The organism is Modestobacter sp. URMC 112, from assembly GCF_053502575.1.
In genome coordinates, this window is the sequence record NZ_CP199957.1 from 1,740,504 (window position 1) to 1,757,464 (window position 16,961).

A 16,961-nucleotide genomic window follows, 5' to 3' on the forward strand; every position below is an offset into this window, starting at 1 on the left:
GGGCCGGTCAGAGCGGGCCGGTCAGAGCAGCTCGGGGCGGCGCCACTCCTGACCGAGCACGTGCTCGGCCAGGAACGCCAGCACCGTCTCGTACCAGACCACCGAGTTGCCGGGGGTGAGCACCCAGTGGTTCTCGTCCGGGAAGTAGAGGAACTTCGAGGGCACCCCGCGCTTCTGCAGGTCGTACCAGAGCCGCAGGCCCTCACCGATCGGCACCCGGTAGTCCTTGTCGCCGTGGATCACCAGCATCGGCGTCCGGATGGCGTCGGCGTAGCGGTGCGGGGAGTTCTGGTCGTAGCGCTTGGGCTCGGCCAGCGGGTCCCCGAACTCCTTCTCCCAGTACCAGGCGGCGTCGGTGGTCCCGCTGAAGCTGTCCAGGTGCCAGAGGCTGGCGTGCGTGACGATCGCGGCGAACCGGTCGGTCTGGGTGGCGATCCAGTTGGCCATGTAGCCGCCGAACGAGCCGCCCATGGCCGCCGTGCGAGTCCGGTCGATCTCCGGCAGCGCCTCCGCGGCGTCGACCGCGGCCATCAGGTCGGTGTACGGGGCGTCGCCCCAGTCGCCCCAGCCGCGGCGCACGAAGTCCTGGCCGAACCCCTGGGACAGCGCGGGGTTGGGCAGCAGGACGGCGTACCCCTGGGCGGCGAGCACCCACGGCGTCCAGCGCCACGACCAGGAGTTCCAGCTCATCAGCGGCCCGCCGTGCACCCACAGCACCAGCGGTGCGGGGGAGTCCGGCCCGGCGCCCTCGGGCAGCACCAGCCAGGACTGCACCCGGGTGCCGTCGGCGGCGGTCGCGTCCAGCTCGCGCAGCGTCCCCGGCAGCGGGCCGACCGCGCCGGGGGAGGGCAGTTCGACCGGATCCTGGTCGGGCGCCTCGGGGTCCAGCCGCACCGGCACCGGCGGGGAGTCGTACGCCGAGCGCAGCGCGAACAGGGCGTTGCCGTCCCGGGCCACCTGCAGGTCGCTGTAGGCGCCGTCGCGGGTCATCCGGACGGGGGCGCCGCCGTCGACCTCCACCCGGAACAGCGCGTGCCGGCCGTCGTCGTCGGCGAGGAAGTACACCGCCGTGCCGGTGGCGTCGAACTGGGGGGCGGAGGGCCAGCGGTCGAAGTCCGGGGTGAGGTCGCGGGTGTCGCCGGTGGCCGGGTCGACCAGCAGCAGCGTGTGGTCCGGCGGCTCGGCGTAGCTGGAGGCCGACTCGCGGGCGCACACGACCCGGCTGCCGTCCGGGGAGAACGAGGCGGCGCCGAGGTCGGCGAGCGGGTCGTCGAGCAGCACCCGGGTCGCGCCGTCGGCGACCTCGGTCAGCACCAGCCGGGTGCGCCGCCCGGCCGGCCCGTCGGGCACCTCCTCGGCGCGCACCACCAGCCGGCCGTCCGGCGACACGGCCAGGTCGTCACCGGCCCCGGAGGGCGGCCCGGCGTCGGGGGTGAGGTCCCGCCACTGCGGGGGCTCGGGGGTCTTCCCCGCCGCCGGCTCGCCCGGGAGCCGCCCCAGCCAGTAGAGGTGCGGGACGGCGGGTCCCAGGTCGTGGTCCCAGGAGCGCACGGGGTAGCTCTCGTGCAGCACGGCGGTCACGCCAGCGTCCTTGCGCCGGGTGCGGCGCTGCTCGTCGTCCTCGGCGTCGGTGGCACCGGGCATCGTCGCGGCCAGGACCGCGACCTCGCCGGTGTCGGCGGCGACGGCGACCCCGGCGATGCCGGCGGGCCGCTGCAGCACCAGCCGCGCCTCACCGCCCCCGGGGGACAGGCTCCACAGGGCCGGCTTGGGCTCCGCGGCGTCCTTGCCGGCGTCGGGGTCGGGCCGCGCGGAGGTGAAGAGCAGGTCGCCGGCGGGGGTGAAGACCGGGGCGGACTCCCCGGCCGCGCCGCGGGTGAGCCGGTGGGCCGGCTGCCGGCCGTCCGGGTCGACCTCCCAGAGGGCCGGCTGCCACTTCGTGCCGTTCGCGTCCAGGGTGGACACGGTGGTGACCAGTCGGCTGCCGTCGGCGGACAGGGCCAGGCCCGCCAGCCGGGGCAGCGCGACGAAGTCGGCCGGCCGGTGGAACGGCGTCGGCGGCGCGGGCTCGGCGGGGGAGCCCTCGCCGGGTGTGACAGGGGTGGCTGCGGAGTCGCTCACCGGGGTCTTCTCTCTGCGGGGCCGGCTCGGTCGCGCGCCAGCCTAGTGAGGACGGCGAACGACCTGCCGGCTGCCCGCCCGCGAGCCCGGGCGGTGCGGCTCAGACCACCGCGGCGGTGGCCTCCGCGGCCTCCTCCGGGGAGAGCGACTCGTCGACCGCGCTGACGAACACGTGCTGGGCGACCCCCGGCTGCAGCGGCGTGCCGTCCACCAGGACGGTGCCGTTGGACACCGACGCGACCACCCGCTGTCCGGGCCGCACGCCGTGGTCGGCCAGCTCGCGCAGCAGCACGGCGTCCTCCTGCAGCTGCTCGCTGATCCGCCGGACGACGACCGGGCGCCCTTCCGGGGTGGCCGTCGTCGACAGCAGGGTCAGCGCGTCGAGCACCGCCGAGGTGTCCCCGCCGAGCGCGTCCAGCCCCGGGATGGGGTTGCCGAAGGGCGAGACGCTGGGGTTGCCCAGCAGGGTCAGCAGCTTGCGCTCGACCGCCTCGCTCATGACGTGCTCCCAGCGGCAGGCCTCCTCGTGGACGTCGGCGTAGTCCAGGCCGATGACGTCGACGAGCAGGCACTCGGCCAGCCGGTGCTTGCGCATCACCGCCGTGGCCAGCCGGCGGCCCTCGTCGGACAGCTGGAGGTGGCGGTCCCCCTCCACGGTCAGCAATCCGTCGCGCTCCATCCGGGCCACGGTCTGGCTCACCGTGGGCCCGCTCTGGTGCAGCCGCTCGGCGATCCGGGCCCGGAGCGGGACGATGCCCTCCTCCTCGAGCTCGAAGATCGTCCGGAGGTACATCTCCGTGGTGTCGATGAGATCGTTCACGTCACTCCTCCGTCAGGTGACCCCGATCCTACGAGCACGGGCCACTCGTCCCGGGTCCGTCATGGCCGCGGCTCGCGGGAGCGCGACCGGCGCGGCGCACCGGTAGCGTCGCCGGTGGCGGAGGTGCCCGCGGCGGACCCGCGGACGCCTGCGCGTACAGGGCGGCGCCGGTCCCCGGAGCCGCAGCGCCGGCGAGGGGGCTGTCGTGGTCGAGGAGGTCCCGTGAGCGACTCGGTCGCGGTCGTCTGGGACGACGCGCTGCTCGGCTACACCATGGGCGGCGACCATCCGATGCACCCGGTCCGGCTGGACCTCACCATGCGGCTGGCCGGGGCCCTCGGCGTGCTGGAGCGCCCGCGGCTGGAGGTGCTGCGGCCCACCCCGGCGGAGGTGGAGCAGCTCACCCTGGTGCACGACCCGGCCTACCTGGACGCCGTCCGCCGGGCGCCGGCGGACCCGCTGGGCGTCGGCCACGGCCTGGGCACGGCGGACAACCCGGTCTTCGAGGGCATGTACGACGCCGCGGCGCTCATCACCGGGGGCAGCCTGCTGGCCGCTCAGCGGGTGCACGCGGGGACGGCGCAGCACGCGGTCAACATCTCCGGCGGGCTGCACCACGCCATGCGGGACGCGGCCTCGGGCTTCTGCGTGTTCAACGACGCCGCCGTGGCGATCGCCTGGCTGCTGACCCAGGGGTACGAGCGGATCGCCTACCTGGACCTGGACGTGCACCACGGCGACGGCGTGCAGGCGGCGTTCTGGGACGACCCGCGGGTGCTGACGGTGAGCGTCCACCAGACGCCCCTCACGCTCTTCCCTGGCACCGGCTACCCGGAGGAGACCGGGGACCCGGAGCGGGCGTCGGGGAGCGCGGTCAACCTGGCCCTGCCCAACGGCACCGACGACTCGGGCTGGCTGCGCGCCTTCACCGCCGTCGTGCCCAGCGTGGTCCGCGCGTTCTCCCCCCAGATCCTGGTCACCCAGTGCGGCTGCGACGCCCACCACGAGGACCCGCTCGCCGACCTGGCGCTCACCGTGGACGGGCAGCGCGCCTCCTACCGGGCGGTGCACGAGCTGGCGCACGAGGTCTGCGACGGGCGGTGGATCGCCCTCGGGGGCGGGGGCTACGGGCTGGTCCGGTGCGTCCCGCGGGCCTGGACCCATCTGATCGCCGAGGCCAGCGGCGACCCGGTCCCGCCGGAGACCGAGGTGCCGGCCGGCTGGCGGGAGGACGTCCGCCGGCGCCGCCTGCGCGCCGAGGCGCCGCACACCATGACCGAGGGCGGGTACGTCGGCTTCGCCCGCTGGGACCCGTTCACCGAGAGCCGGGTCGACCGGGCCATCACCCGTACCCGCACCGCGTCCTTCCCCTTCTTCGGCCTCGACCCGGACGACCCCCGTGATTAAGGACCACCCAGCCCCCCACCACTCGCAAGCTCGTAGCGGGCCCCTGCTGGGTGGCCGGGAGGACGGGGTCCTTCAACTGCTGAGTGGCCGGAGGAACCCGTGACCACGAGCGAGCAGTCGACCGTGTCCCCGGCGCCCCCACCGCCGCCGCACTGGGAGGCCGACGTCGTCGCCGCCGACGGCGGCACCGTGCACCTGCGCCCGATCTGCCCGGAGGACGCCGACGGCATCGTCGGGCTGATGGAGCGCAGCTCCGAGCAGACCCGGTACTACCGGTTCTTCGGCCCGATGCGCCGGCTGTCGGACAAGGACCTGTACCGCTTCACCCACGTCGACCACGTCGACCGGGTCGCCTTCGTCGTGCTGCTGGGGACAGACGTCATCGGGGTGGGCCGCTACGACCGCTACCCGGACACCGACGAGGCCGAGGTCGCCTTCCTGATCGAGGACGCGCACCAGCGCCGCGGCCTGGGCTCGGTGCTGCTGGAGCACCTGGCCGCCGCGGCCCGGGAGCGGGGGATCACCCGGTTCGTCGCCGAGGTGCTCAGCCAGAACAGCCAGATGGTCCGGGTGTTCATCGACGCCGGCTACGAGGCGAAGCGGTCCTACGAGGACGGCGTCGTCCACCTGACCTTCCCGATCGCCCCGACCGAGCAGTCGCTGGCCGTCACGTACGAGCGCGAGCAGCGCAGCGAGTCCCGGTCCATCGGGCGTCTGCTGACCCCGGGCTCGGTCGCGGTGGTGGGCGCCAGCAACGACGAGACCAAGGTCGGCCACGCGGTGCTGCGGCACCTGCTGGACTACGGCTTCGACGGGCCGCTCTACCCGGTGAACCCGGCCGTCCGGCACGTCCGCGGGGTCCCGGCGCACGCCGACATCGAGGCCATCCCGGACGACGTCGACCTCGCGGTGCTGGCCGTCCCGGCCGACGAGGTGCCCGGCGTGGTGGAGGCCTGCCGGCGCAAGCGGGTGCGCGGCCTGGTGGTGATCACCGGTGGGTTCGGGGAGTCCGGGCCCGAGGGCCGGGCCGCCGAGCGGGAGCTGGTCGACGCCGCGCGGGCCTCGGGGATGCGGGTGGTCGGGCCCAACTGCCTGGGGATCGTGAACACCGACCCGGCGGTGCGGCTCAACGCCAGCCTGGCGCCCGACGTCCCCGGCCGCGGCCGCGTCGGCTTCTTCGCCCAGTCCGGCGCGCTGGGTGTCGCGCTGCTCGAGCGGGCCCGGGCCCGCGGCATCGGGTTGTCCAGCTTCGTCTCCGCCGGGAACCGCGCCGACGTGAGCGGCAACGACCTGCTGCAGTACTGGGCCACCGACCCGGCCACCGAGGTGGTGCTGCTGCACCTGGAGAGCTTCGGCAACCCGCGGAAGTTCGCCCGGCTGGCCCGCCGGGTCGGGCGCACCAAGCCGGTCGTGGCGGTGAAGAGCGGCCGGCACGTGGGCATGACGGCGGGGCTGGCCGGCACCAGCGTGTCGGTGCCCGAGCAGTCGGTGGCCGCGCTGTTCGCCTCGGCCGGGGTGATCCGGGTGGAGACGCTGGCCCAGCTCTTCGACGTCGGGACCCTGCTGGCCCACCAGCCGCTGCCGCCGGGGGACCGGGTCGCCATCGTCGGCAACTCCACCGCGATGGGCGTGCTGGTCGCCGACGCCGTCCTGGAGCAGGGGCTGCAGCTGGCGCACGAGCGGCCGGTGGACATCGGCGTGCAGGCCGGGCCCGAGCACTTCCGGGCGGCGCTGCAGGCGGCGCTGGACGACGACGGCGTGGACGCGGTCGTCGCGGTGTTCCTGCCGCCGCTGCTGCGCGGGTCGGAGCAGTTCGGCCGGGCGCTGCTGGAGGTGGCCGCCGGGGCGGACAAGCCGGTGGTGGCCAACTTCCTGTCCACCGAGGGCATCCCCGACGAGCTGGCGGTGCGCGACGAGGGCGGCATGCCCGCCCGCGGGTCGGTGCCCTCCTTCTCCACCCCCGAGCGGGCGGTGATCGCGCTGGCCAAGGTCGCCGAGTACGCGCGGTGGCGGCGGCGTCCCACCGGGGTGATACCGGACGTGGAGGGGCTGGACACCGCGGCGGCCCGGGCGGTCGTCGACCGGGTGCTGGGTGAGGGAGCAGCGGGCCGGCCGCTCACCGACGAGGAGACGATCGAGCTGCTGGAGGCCTACCGGATCCCGATGCTGGGCACCCGCCGGGTCACCGACGTGGAGGCGGCGGTCGCCGCGGCCGAGCAGGTCGGCTACCCGGTGGTGCTGAAGTCGACCGCGCCCTGGCTGCGCGACCGCCGCGACCTGGGCGGGATGCGCTTCGACCTGGCCGACGCTGCGGACGTGCGGGCCGCGTTCGCCGCCATCCCCGCCGGTGACCCGGTGATCGTCCAGGAGCAGGCCGCGCCCGGGGTGGCCACCGTCGTACAGATCGTCGACGACCCGTCCTTCGGTGCGCTGGTGAGCTTCGGTCTGGGCGGGGTGGCCACCGACCTGCTGGGTGACCGCGCCTACCGCACCCTGCCGCTGACCGACCTGGACGCCGCCGAGCTCGTCCGCTCGCCCCGGGCCTGGCCGCTGCTGGACGGCTACCGGGGGAGCGCACCGGCGGACACCGCGGCGCTGGAGGACCTGCTGCTGCGGGTGGCGCAGCTGGCCGACGACCTGCCCGAGGTGCTGGAGCTGAACCTGGAGCCGGTGATCGTCGGGCCGGCCGACCCCTGGCACGGCGGGCGCTCCCTGGTGGTCGCCGGCGCGTCGGTGCGGGTCGGGCCCCCCAACGGGCGGCTGGCCCCCGGCCCGCGTCGGATGTTCCGGCCCGAGCTCAGCTGACACGACGACGGGCCGGTCACCTCACGAGGTGACCGGCCCGCTCAGGCCCCTCTGCAGGCTCCACCGCGAGCTCGCGAGCGGTGGGGGCAGAGGGGTCCTTCCTCAGCCCAGGTAGTCGCGGAGGGCGTCAGCCCGCTGCGGGTCGCGCAGCTTGGACATCGTCTCCCGCTCGATCTGCCGGACGCGCTCCCGGGACAGACCGAACCGCTTGCCGATCTGCTCCAGCGTCCGCGGCTGGTTGCCGTCCAGGCCGAAGCGCATCACGACCACGTCGCGCTCGCGCTCCTCCAGCGTCTGCAGGACGTTGCGGACGTCGCCCTTCATCATCTGGAACGCGACCGCGTCCTCGGCGACCGCGGCGTCGGCGTCCTCGATGAAGTCACCCAGCCGGGACTCCTCGTCGGTGCCGACGGTCTGGTCCAGGCTCACCAGGTCGCGGGAGTACTCCAGCAGCTCGGTGATCCGCTCGGGGGTCATGTCCAGCTCGAGCCCGAGCTCCTCGGCGGTGGGCTCCCGCTCCAGCTCCTGGTGGATCCGGCGCCGGGTGCGGACGACCTTGTTGACCTGCTCGGCCAGGTGGACGGGCAGCCGGATGGTGCGGCCGGAGTCGGCCATCGCCCGGGTGATCGCCTGGCGGATCCACCAGGTCGCGTACGTGGAGAACTTGAAGCCCTTGGTGTAGTCGAACTTCTCGACCGCGCGGATCAGCCCGACGTTGCCCTCCTGGATGAGGTCCAGGAACGTCATGCCGTGGCCGGTGTAGCGCTTGGCCACCGAGACGACCAGCCGGAGGTTGGCCTCCAGCAGGTGCGCCTTGGCCGCCCGGCCGTCGGCCGCGAGGGCCTTGTAGTCGCGCTTGAGGGCGGGGGTGAGCTGCTTCTCGGCCAGCAGCCGGTCGGCGTACAGGCCGGCCTCGATCCGCTTGGCCAGCTCGACCTCCTGCTCGGCGGTCAGCAGCGCGGTCTTGCCGATGGTGTTGAGGTAGACGCGCACCAGGTCCGTCGACACCAGACCGCTGGTGTCCGGAGCGCGGCGCGGGGCGCGCACCTCGAGGGTGTCGGTGGGGGAGGACTGCAGGAGCGTCACGATGAGTCTTCGTCCTTGCTTCGTGGTCTGGATGCGCCGCCCCGTCGATGGGCGCTGCATCCCGGCGTCTTCGGTGCGGGGCCGGTGTCGGAGGGGCCCTGCGTGCCTGGTGTCCGGTGTGGTACGTCGTGTCCAACGGTTCGGAGGGGCCCGGGTGTTCCGCCGCGTCCCAACTCACAGGCAACGTGCAGCCTGCGCACCTGGTGGACGGCGTCAGACCTCGAGCTGGAGGGTCATCGGCCCCTCGTTCACCGAGGCCACCTGCATCCGGGCGCCGAAGACGCCGGTGGCCACGGTCGTCCCGCGGCGGCGCAGCTCGGCCACCACCTCGTCCACCAGCGGCTCCGCGATCTCCCCGGGCGCGGCCTCGGACCAGGAGGGCCGGCGGCCCTTGCGGGTGTCGGCGTAGAGCGTGAACTGGCTCACCACCAGGACGGGCAGGCCGAGGTCGCCGACCGACCGGGCGCCGTCCGCGGTGGGGAAGACCCGCAGTTCGTGCACCTTGCGGGCCAGGGCGCGGGCCCGCTCCGGGTCGTCGTCCCGGCCGGCGCCGACCAGCGCCAGCAGTCCGGGTCCGATGTCCCCGACCACCTGCCCGTCCACGGCCACCGACGCCTGGCTGACCCGGGTCACCACCGCACGCATCCGCCCATCCTCGCCGGTCGCACACGCCCGGCCCGGGGGCCCTCGGACACGATGGAGCCGCGGGCGGACGAGTCCCGACCACGACGCACCCGTCGACGCCCAGGAGGACCCCGCATGTCCCTGACGCTGCCGCCCGGCGAGCCGGAGGCCGGACCCTGGCGGCCGGCACCCCTGCCGGCGCTGCTGGACCTCGTGCTCACCGCGGCCGGGAACCCGGAGGACCGGCCCCGCATCGTCGCCGTCGACGGGCGGGGTGCCTCGGGCAAGTCGACGCTCGCGGCTCGCCTCGGTGCCCTGGTACCGGCGTCCGCCGTCGTCCACACCGACGACCTGGCCTGGCACGAGCCGCTGTTCGGCTGGGGCCACCTGCTGGCCGACGACGTGCTCCGTCCGCTGCGCGAGGGACGGGCGTTGTGACCGTCTGGGTCCAGTCGGACTCCGTCGAGGCGGAGCGGCGCGGCATCGCCCGGGACGTCGCCGACGGCGTCAACGGCGACCCCGAGCAGGCCACCGCCTTCTGGCAAGAGTGGACGACCGCGGAGCTCGGCTTCCTCGACCGTGAGCGACCGTGGCGACGGGCCTGTGTCGTGGTCAACGGCACGCCGCGCGGCCGGATCGCGGCGGAGGCCGTGCAGATCGCCTCCCCGCCCACCTGAGGGAGGGATGCGGCAGGATCGCCGGGTGCCGACCCTCCGCCTCGCCCAGGACGCCGCGGCCGACGAGCTGCTCGGCCGTGACCCGCTCGCCCTGCTGATCGGCATGCTGCTGGACCAGCAGTTCCCGATGGAGCGGGCGTTCGCCGCCCCCCGGCTGCTGGCCGACCGGCTCGGGGTCGACGCCCTCTCCGCCGCGCAGCTCGCCGGGTACGACCCCGACCAGCTGAGGCAGCACTTCCAGGGCCCGCCGGCACTGCACCGCTACCCCGGCTCGATGGCGACCCGCACCCAGGAGCTCTGCCGCCTCCTCGTGGAGCGCCACGACGGCCGGGCCGACGCCCTCTGGGCCGACGCCCCGGACGGCGCGACGCTGCTCCGCCGGCTCCGCGAGCTGCCCGGCTTCGGCGCGCAGAAGGCGAAGATCTTCCTCGCCCTGCTGGGCAAGCAGTGCGGCATCACCCCGCCGGGCTGGCGCGAGGCGGCCGGGGCGTACGGCGAGGACGGCGCCCGCCGCTCGGTCGCCGACATCACCGACGCGGCCTCGCTGGCCGAGGTGCGCAGCACCAAGCAGGCCGCGAAACAGGCCGCCAAGCAGGCAGCGAAGGCGGCGGAGGACGCTCCGGCGGGCACCGCCTGACCGGGTGCCGGAGGCGCCGTACTCCGGCACGAATCCGTCCGCCGGGCGCCTGCATGGCGCACGATCCGGTGGCACGATGGTGGTCAGAGCCGGGGAGCTCCGGGGGCCGGGCGAGCATCGCACCGACCCGCGCCGCCCACGACCCCGGCCAGTCCAGGGAAGGGCGTCCGTGGCTTCCAGCCAGCAGCTCCCGCACCGCGCACCATCGTCCGCCCTCCGGGCGGAGCCGGTGCTGATCACCGAGGCCGAGCCGAGCCTGGCCGACCAGCACGCCGCCCGGAAGAAGCGCTACGTGATCACCATGGCGATCCGTGGTGTCAGTCTCGTCATGGCCGCGGTCTTCTACCAGACCGTCTGGCTGATGCTGATCTTCGCCGTGCTGGGCACCGTGCTGCCCTGGATCGCCGTGGTCATGGCCAACGACCGGCCGCCGAAGAAGCGGCTGCACGTGAACCGGTACGTGGCCCCGCGGCCGGACCGGATCCTGGAGTCGGGCACCACCCCGCCGCGCGTCATCGACATGTGACCCTCCCGCCGGTGGGGGAGCGGGTCAGCGGGCCCCGGGCCGGCTGACCACGGCGGCCGCCCGGGCCAGACCCGCGGTGAGCGCCCGGACCGGGTCCGGGTGCCCGCCGGCGGCGACCCACTCGGCGAGCAGCCCCGCGGCGAAGGCGTCCCCGGCGCCGGTGGTGTCCACCACGGCCGCCGGGTGGGCCGGCCGGTGCACGAGCTCGCCGGCCGCCGCCCACAGCGCGCCGTCGGGACCGAGGCTGACCGCCACCACCGGGTGCCGTCGGGCCAGGGTCCGCGCCGCTTCGGCCACGTCGGTGCAGCCGCTGAGCAGCCGCGCCTCGTCGGCGTTGGGCAGCAGCAGGGTCGCCCCGCCGGTGTCGGCCAGCCACTGCTGCACGCCGTAGCGGGACAGCGGCCCGGCCGATGCCGGGTCCAGGGAGACCGTGCACCCGGCGTCCACCGCGGCCGCCAGCGCCGCCAGCCCGGCCGCCCGGGAGCCGGGGTCGAGCAGCGTGTACCCGGACAGGTGCAGGTGCCCGCCGGGCACGGGGACCGGGACGTCGTCCGCCCGCAGCGCCAGGTTCGCGCCCCGGTCGGCGAGCATGCTCCGCTGCCCGTCAGGCTCCACCAGGCTGACGACGGTGCCGGTGGCCGTGCCCGGCACCGTCCGCAGCGCGAGCCCGACGCCGGCGGCGGCGAGCTCGGCCGACAGCGCCGTGCCGGCCGGGTCGTCCCCCACGCAGCCGGCCAGCACCACCGGCGTCCCCAGCGCGGCCAGGTGCGCGGCCACGTTCGCCCCGGCGCCGCCGCCCCGGGTGGTGATGGCCGCCGGGCGGTCCGAGCCGGGCGCGGGCCCGCCGGCGAGCAGGACGACGACGTCGGTGCAGACGTCGCCCACGACGACGGTCCCCGGCCCGGCCGGGCCGGACACCGGCGGGCCGCTCAGCGGGCCGCCGCGGCCAGCTCGGCCGCGATCCGGCCGGCCAGCTCGGCGTTGCGCAGCACCAGCCGGACGTTGACCGCCAGCGTCGCCCCGCCGCTGGCCCGATGCAGGTGGTCCAGGACGAAGGGGGTGACGTCCTTGCCCCGGACGCCCGCGGCGCCGGCCGCGGCCAGCGCGTCGGGGATCACCCGGTCGTGCAGCTCGGGGTCCAGCTGCTCGTCGACCGGCAGCGGGTTGGCCACCACGACCGCTCCCGGGGCCACCGCCCGGCGGGCCGCAAAGACGGCGGCCGCCTGCCCTGGGTCGGCCACCGACCAGTCCAGCGGTGAGCCGGAGTCGGCCACGTAGAAGCCGGGGAAACGCCGGGTCCGGTAGCCGACGACGGTCACCGACAGCGTCTCCAGCCGTTCCAGGGTCGCCGGGACGTCGAGGATCGACTTCACCCCCGCGCAGACCACCAGCAGGGACGTGCGGGCCAGCGCGACCAGGTCGGCGGACTCGTCGAAGGTGTCGCCGGCGTGCCGGTGCACCCCGCCCAGCCCACCGGTCGCGAAGACGCCGATCCCGGCACGCGCCGCCAGCAGGGCGGTGCTGGACACGGTGGTGGCACCACTGCGGCCCAGCGCCGCGGCCACGGGCAGGTCGCGCACCCCCAGCTTGTCCAGCCCCGGGTCGCCACAGACCCGGTCCACCTGGTCGGCGGTCAGCCCGACGTGCGGGACGCCGTCGAGGACGGCGATGGTCGCCGGGACCGCGCCGCCGGCCCGCACCGCGGCCTCCACGTCGTCGGCCGCCTGCCGGTTCTCCGGCCGGGGCAGGCCGTGCGCGAGCAGCGTGCTCTCCAGCGCGACCACGGGCCGGCCCTCGGCGAGCGCGGCGGTCACCTCGGGGGAGAGCGTCGCGGGGTGGCCGGCGACCGGGGCGGGCGGACTCTGCACCCTGTCATCATGGACGGCGGCGCGGCGCGGCCGGGGAGCCCGGTCACCCGCCGCCGACCCACCGACCCAGGGAGCAGCCGTGAGCAGCAGCGACATCCTCGAGCGCCCGGACGTCCGCGACGCCGACACCGGCAACGCCAACGAGGTGTTCCACTACGTCCGCAAGAACAAGATCGCCGAGAGCGCCGTCATGGGCACCATGGTCGAGGCGCTGTGCGGCGAGGTCTTCCCGGTGACCAAGAGCCCCAAGCCGGGCAGCCCGGTGTGCCCGGCCTGCAAGGAGGTCTACAACCAGCTCAAGAAGGACTAGACGCCTGGCGCAGGCTGAGCTTCGCCTGGAACGGCCCTCGTGCAGGGTCCCGACGCGAGCGGAGCGAGGGTCGGGGGGCATGAGGGTCCTTCCTCAGCGCAGGCCGAGCTTCCTGGCCTCGAGCTCGATCTTGGCCTCCCGGCGGCGCCGCCTCCGACGGTCGTGCCGGCCCTGCAGGGACGGCCAGCGCGCCTCGACGGTGGCGTTGATCTCGGCGCCCAGCAGGATGGACATGCCGAGCAGGAAGCAGTAAAGCAGCGCCGCGATCGGGGCGGCCAGCGCCCCGTAGGGGAGCGCGGTGGTCAGGATGTCGGCGACGTAGCCGCGCAGGACGACGGCGGCGGCGACGAAGAACCCGACGGCGAACACGGCCCCCACGAGGTGCCGCAGCCACGGGATCCGGCGCGGCAGGGTGACGTGGTAGAAGCTGCACAGCACCAGCACCAGGCCGACCAGCACCAGCGGCCAGTAGACCGCGTTGACCAGCACCGTGGCGGTGTCGCGGTAGTCCACCGGCAGCAGCGACACCAGCACCCCGCGGCCCAGCACCAGCAGCGGCAGGCTGAGCACCGCGGACACCAGCCCGACCACGAACAGCCACAGCGCCATCAGCCGGGTCCGGATCGGCCCGCGCACGTCGCGCTGGTCGTAGGCGATGACGGTGGTGTTCATGAAGGTGGCGGTGGCCGACGAGCCGGCCCACAGGGACAGCAGGAAGCCGACGCTGACCACGTCCAGCCGGCCGGAACCCAGGATGTCGTTGAGCGTCGGCTCGACCAGCGTGTCCACGACCACGGGGGTGAGCCCCTCGGCCGCCAGGTCGACCAGCCGGTCCTCGATCTGCTGCACCCGGTCGGCGCCGATCCAGTCGCCCAGGTAGCCCAGCGAGCCGAGCAGCCCGATCAGCAGCGGCGGGACCGAGAGGACCTGCCAGAACGCGGCCTCCGCCGAGAGCCCGAGGATCCGGTCGGACCAGGCCTTGGCCAAGGCCCGGCCGAGGACCTGCCACGGCACTCGGACCGGCGCGGGGAGCCGGCGCAGCAGCCCGCCCCGCGGTCGCACCGCATCCCGGTCGGCCGGCGCCGTCCGCTGGTCGACCGGCACGGACTCCCGGTCGGCAGGCACGGCCGAGGCCCCGCCGGACGGCGTCGCGGGAGCCGGTGCCGGCGGGCCGGTGGTCACCTCCGGCCCGGGGGGACGTCCCCCCAGCTCACCGGGGTGCGCCGAGGCGCTCGGCAGGACAGGGGGCACCGGCCCAGTGTGCACGGCCGGGGGTCCGGACGTGCCGCCCTGGGACGCGGACACCCCCACGGGGGCACCCTCGTCGCCGGTGGTCAGCCGGTGGGGGTGGCCGGCGCGGCGTCCGGCGCGCCCTCCGCCGGCGGCGGGGGCGGCACGCACCGGATGACCGGCTCGGCGGCGTACCGGGTGCGGAAGTCCTCGCGGCGGACCTCCGCGCCGGTCGCCGCGTCCTTGAACACCCGGGTCACGGTGATGCCGAAGCCGGTGCTGCCGCCCTGCGGGCTGCAGCTGCCGTCGTCCACCTTCTCCTGCACGACCGGCTGGGTCACGGCGTAGCGCTCGCTGCTGATCGACTCGACGTCGTAGTACTTGGTGCCCCAGAACCGGACGGTGAGCGCGCCGGGCACCCACTCGGTTTGCACGTAGATCCCGGTCTCGGTGTCGTTGCGCCACTGCAGGTCGATGGCGCCCTCGTAGACGGTCGCCTCCCGGCCGGCCGGGTAACGGCTGATGTAGTAGCTGTGCGGCTTGTGGTAGACGTCCTCGAGGCCGGCGAAGAAGACGGCGTTGAACATCGTGGTGGCGAACTGGCTGACGCCGCCGCCGATCCCGGTGGTGAACGTGCCGTTGCTGATCACGCCGGCGGGCACGTAGCCCTGCGCCGCGCCGCGCGGCCCGGTGGCGGTGTTCAGGCTGAACGTCTCGCCCGGTCGCACGATGGCGCCGTCCACCTTCTCGGCAGCCACCCGGATGTTGGTCCCGCTGGCCGCGTTGGTGAAGTTCGTGGTGAAGGAGCTGACCTCCTCCCGGATGCCCAGCGCCTCGGCCTGCTCGGTGGTGAAGGTCGCCGGGACGGGGCCGAGGGTCGCGGTCACCGAGCGAGGTGCCTCCTCGGCGAGCACGGGCAGCAGCTGCTCGGCCAGGACCGCGGGGTCGATGCCCTGCCCGTCGACCGAGGGGATCACGGAGATCGAGTCGCCGGAGACCTCGAAGCGGGCGTCCTGGGCGGGGGAGCCGAACGGCTCGAAGGCGTCACCCATCTCGGCCTGCAGGGCCGCCGGGTCGACGGCGGTGGCCAGCGTGCCGTCGTCCTGGGGTTCGAAGGTGAGGGCGGCGGCGATGGCCTCGACGGGGATCTCCACCGAGTCCGCGCCGTCCGCGCCCCGGACGGTGACCGGGGCGGACAGCCCCGGGGTCACCGTCTCGTCCAGGACGCGCTGGGCCTCGGCGGCGTCGACCCGCACCTCGGCCACCTCGACCGGCAGGACGATCGGGGTCGCCGGGTCCCCGCCGGCGGCGAGGGCCTCGGTGATCTCGGCGGCGGCGCCGTCGCGGTCCAGGGTGCGGCCGGCCACCGGCTCGACCACCTGCGCGTCGGTGCCGTCGATCGCGATGGTCGCGTCCACGGGTGCCCGGTCGACCTGGGCGGCCAGCTGCTCAAGCTGCGCGGCCAGGGCGGTCTCGTCCTCGGTGACCACCGGGTCGACCGTGCGGTCGCTGAACACGGTCGTCAGGCGGGTCCACGGGTTGAGCGGCTGGTCGTCGACGGCGTCCACGGTCGCGGGCACGTCGAGCGCGATCCCGGCGGCAGGCGGGTGCAGTACCGCCTGCACGTCGTCGGCCACGAGGGGGTGGTCGGCGGTCATCCGGGGGGCCAGGTCCTCGGTCAGCCTCTCGGACGCGGCGGCGGGGGAGAGGCCGCCGAGGTCCAGGCCGGCCACCACGGTGCCGCGGGGGACGTCACCGGAGGAGACCGCGAGGTCCAGTCCGTACAGCGCGCTCAGGCCCAGCACGGCCGCGGCCGGCACGAGCACCGCGCGCCGCCGCCACCAGGACCGACCGCTGCCGGACGGGTCTCCGGGTCCGGCGTCGCTCCCGGTCGGCGGCGACCCGTCCGCGTCACCGCGCTCCGCCGTCGGCTCGCCGCGGGGCGGGCCGACCGGGGTCGGTGAGCCGGCCGGATCCGGTGCGCCGGCAGGGGCGGCGGGGTCGGGGCCGGTGACGGCCGGGCCGGTCAGCGGCGTGGTCGTCCCGACCGGCGGGCCGATGGGTGGGCCGATCGGGGCGGTGCTGCCGGCCGGCTCGACCGGGTCGGCCTCCGGGTCGACGGCCTGGGAGCTGACGGCATCCGACGCGCCCGGCCGGGGCGCCACGGCTTCGGCGGTCCCGGTCCCGGCGATCCCGGTCCCGGCGGCCCCAGCAGTCCCGGCCCCAGCAGTCCCGGCCTCGGCGGCCGGCCGGGAGAACGTGCCCAGGTCCCGGCGGAACTCGATGGTGTCGCCCGCATCGGGCGCCGGGGCCGGGTCGGCCGGGGCCGGGTCGGCCTGAGCGGGGACCGGGGGTGACTCCTCGGCCCCGACGGGCTCGGACGTCGCCGACCGGGAGTCGGCAGGCGGGGTGGCGACCGGTCCGTCGTCCACGGCGGGGATGACGACGGTGGCCTCGGGGCCCTCGGTGGGCTCCTCGGAGGCCGGTCCGCCCTCGGCCGAGCCGGCATCCTCGGCGTGGGCATCGGGAGGTCCGGGGTCCGCGGGGTCGGCGTCCGCCGGGTCGGCGTCCACGGGATCGGAGGCCGCGGGACCGGCGCTCACGGTCGCGCCGGCGGCAGGACCCGGCTCGTCGACGTCCGCGGACAGGCGAGCCCCACTGGACGGGGCGTCGGTGCCGGCGGCCTCCGTCGGGGGACGGCCGCTGAGCGCGTCGCCGGGGACGGGACCGGGCGCGTCAGCGCCGTCCTCCCCGCGGGTCCCGGTCGGCGCCGGTGGTGCCGGGCGGCCCCTCCGTACCGAGCCGTCGGTCAGGAGTCGGCGGGTCTCCGGCTCCGTCGAGGAGTCGTAC

The 16,961-nt window shown here is 75.5% G+C and carries 15 protein-coding genes; 7 read left to right on the plus strand and 8 right to left on the minus strand.

Features of this window, described 5'->3' with window-relative positions:
- Window positions 1–21 precede the first annotated feature (21 nt).
- Window positions 22–2,121 (minus strand): alpha/beta fold hydrolase, encoded by a 2,100-nt coding sequence (locus ACWIX6_RS08190; protein WP_448616349.1) that lies wholly within the window; start codon window positions 2,119–2,121, stop codon window positions 22–24.
- A gap of 100 nt (window positions 2,122–2,221) precedes the next feature.
- Window positions 2,222–2,941: a metal-dependent transcriptional regulator gene (locus ACWIX6_RS08195; protein WP_448616350.1), complete on the minus strand. Its 720-nt coding sequence runs from the start codon at window positions 2,939–2,941 to the stop codon at window positions 2,222–2,224.
- Window positions 2,942–3,163: 222 nt separating this feature from the next.
- Here ACWIX6_RS08195 and ACWIX6_RS08200 point away from each other — a divergent pair, with 222 nt between their 5' ends.
- Both ACWIX6_RS08200 and ACWIX6_RS08205 read left to right on the plus strand, forming a co-directional pair.
- The gene (locus ACWIX6_RS08200) at window positions 3,164–4,348 is read left to right on the plus strand and encodes an acetoin utilization protein AcuC (RefSeq protein ID WP_448616351.1); all 1,185 of its coding nucleotides are present in this window, start codon (window positions 3,164–3,166) and stop codon (window positions 4,346–4,348) included.
- Between the two features lie 99 nt (window positions 4,349–4,447).
- The gene (locus tag ACWIX6_RS08205) at window positions 4,448–7,153 is read left to right on the plus strand and encodes a bifunctional acetate--CoA ligase family protein/GNAT family N-acetyltransferase (protein WP_448616352.1); all 2,706 of its coding nucleotides are present in this window, start codon (window positions 4,448–4,450) and stop codon (window positions 7,151–7,153) included.
- A 102-nt stretch (window positions 7,154–7,255) separates the two neighbouring features.
- On the opposite strand, the gene sigB is transcribed toward ACWIX6_RS08205, so the two are convergent.
- Both sigB and dtd read right to left on the minus strand, forming a co-directional pair.
- Entirely contained in the window at window positions 7,256–8,239 is a 984-nt protein-coding gene (gene sigB, locus ACWIX6_RS08210) for an RNA polymerase sigma factor SigB (protein WP_448616353.1), read from the minus strand.
- Between the two features lie 213 nt (window positions 8,240–8,452).
- Window positions 8,453–8,884: a D-aminoacyl-tRNA deacylase gene (dtd, locus tag ACWIX6_RS08215; protein WP_448616354.1), complete on the minus strand. Its 432-nt coding sequence runs from the start codon at window positions 8,882–8,884 to the stop codon at window positions 8,453–8,455.
- Between the two features lie 114 nt (window positions 8,885–8,998).
- Here dtd and ACWIX6_RS08220 point away from each other — a divergent pair, with 114 nt between their 5' ends.
- The 4 genes from ACWIX6_RS08220 to ACWIX6_RS08235 all read left to right on the plus strand — a co-directional run bounded on the left by ACWIX6_RS08220 (window position 8,999) and on the right by ACWIX6_RS08235 (window position 10,703).
- The gene (locus ACWIX6_RS08220; RefSeq protein WP_448616355.1) at window positions 8,999–9,301 is read left to right on the plus strand and encodes a hypothetical protein; all 303 of its coding nucleotides are present in this window, start codon (window positions 8,999–9,001) and stop codon (window positions 9,299–9,301) included.
- Window positions 9,298–9,540 carry a hypothetical protein gene (locus ACWIX6_RS08225; RefSeq protein WP_448616356.1) on the plus strand — a complete coding sequence of 81 codons (243 nt, stop codon included), beginning with the start codon at window positions 9,298–9,300 and terminating at the stop codon, window positions 9,538–9,540. Before ACWIX6_RS08220 ends, ACWIX6_RS08225 begins: the two co-directional genes overlap by 4 nt.
- 25 nt (window positions 9,541–9,565) lie before the next feature.
- Window positions 9,566–10,177 carry an HhH-GPD-type base excision DNA repair protein gene (locus ACWIX6_RS08230; protein ID WP_448616357.1) on the plus strand — a complete coding sequence of 204 codons (612 nt, stop codon included), beginning with the start codon at window positions 9,566–9,568 and terminating at the stop codon, window positions 10,175–10,177.
- A 169-nt stretch (window positions 10,178–10,346) separates the two neighbouring features.
- A complete protein-coding gene (locus tag ACWIX6_RS08235) occupies window positions 10,347–10,703 on the plus strand; it encodes a DUF3099 domain-containing protein (RefSeq protein ID WP_448616358.1) in 357 nt (118 codons plus the stop codon).
- 24 nt (window positions 10,704–10,727) lie between these two features.
- Here ACWIX6_RS08235 and ACWIX6_RS08240 read toward each other — a convergent pair whose 3' ends face one another.
- Together ACWIX6_RS08240 and ACWIX6_RS08245 are read right to left on the minus strand one after the other, a co-directional pair.
- On the minus strand, window positions 10,728–11,621 hold the full coding sequence (locus tag ACWIX6_RS08240; RefSeq protein ID WP_448616359.1) for a carbohydrate kinase family protein: 894 nt from the start codon (window positions 11,619–11,621) through the stop codon (window positions 10,728–10,730).
- Between the two features lie 11 nt (window positions 11,622–11,632).
- Window positions 11,633–12,571 carry a pseudouridine-5'-phosphate glycosidase gene (locus ACWIX6_RS08245; RefSeq protein ID WP_448616360.1) on the minus strand — a complete coding sequence of 313 codons (939 nt, stop codon included), beginning with the start codon at window positions 12,569–12,571 and terminating at the stop codon, window positions 11,633–11,635.
- Window positions 12,572–12,650: 79 nt separating this feature from the next.
- Between ACWIX6_RS08245 and ACWIX6_RS08250 the strand changes: the two genes are divergently transcribed.
- Window positions 12,651–12,881 carry a DUF3039 domain-containing protein gene (locus ACWIX6_RS08250; protein ID WP_104523322.1) on the plus strand — a complete coding sequence of 77 codons (231 nt, stop codon included), beginning with the start codon at window positions 12,651–12,653 and terminating at the stop codon, window positions 12,879–12,881.
- Between the two features lie 93 nt (window positions 12,882–12,974).
- On the opposite strand, the gene ACWIX6_RS08255 is transcribed toward ACWIX6_RS08250, so the two are convergent.
- Both ACWIX6_RS08255 and ACWIX6_RS08260 read right to left on the minus strand, forming a co-directional pair.
- Entirely contained in the window at window positions 12,975–14,132 is a 1,158-nt protein-coding gene (locus tag ACWIX6_RS08255) for a YihY/virulence factor BrkB family protein (RefSeq protein WP_448616361.1), read from the minus strand.
- A gap of 83 nt (window positions 14,133–14,215) precedes the next feature.
- On the minus strand, window positions 14,216–16,714 hold the full coding sequence (locus ACWIX6_RS08260) for a VanW family protein (RefSeq protein ID WP_448616362.1): 2,499 nt from the start codon (window positions 16,712–16,714) through the stop codon (window positions 14,216–14,218).
- Between the last annotated feature and the right edge of the window lie 247 nt (window positions 16,715–16,961).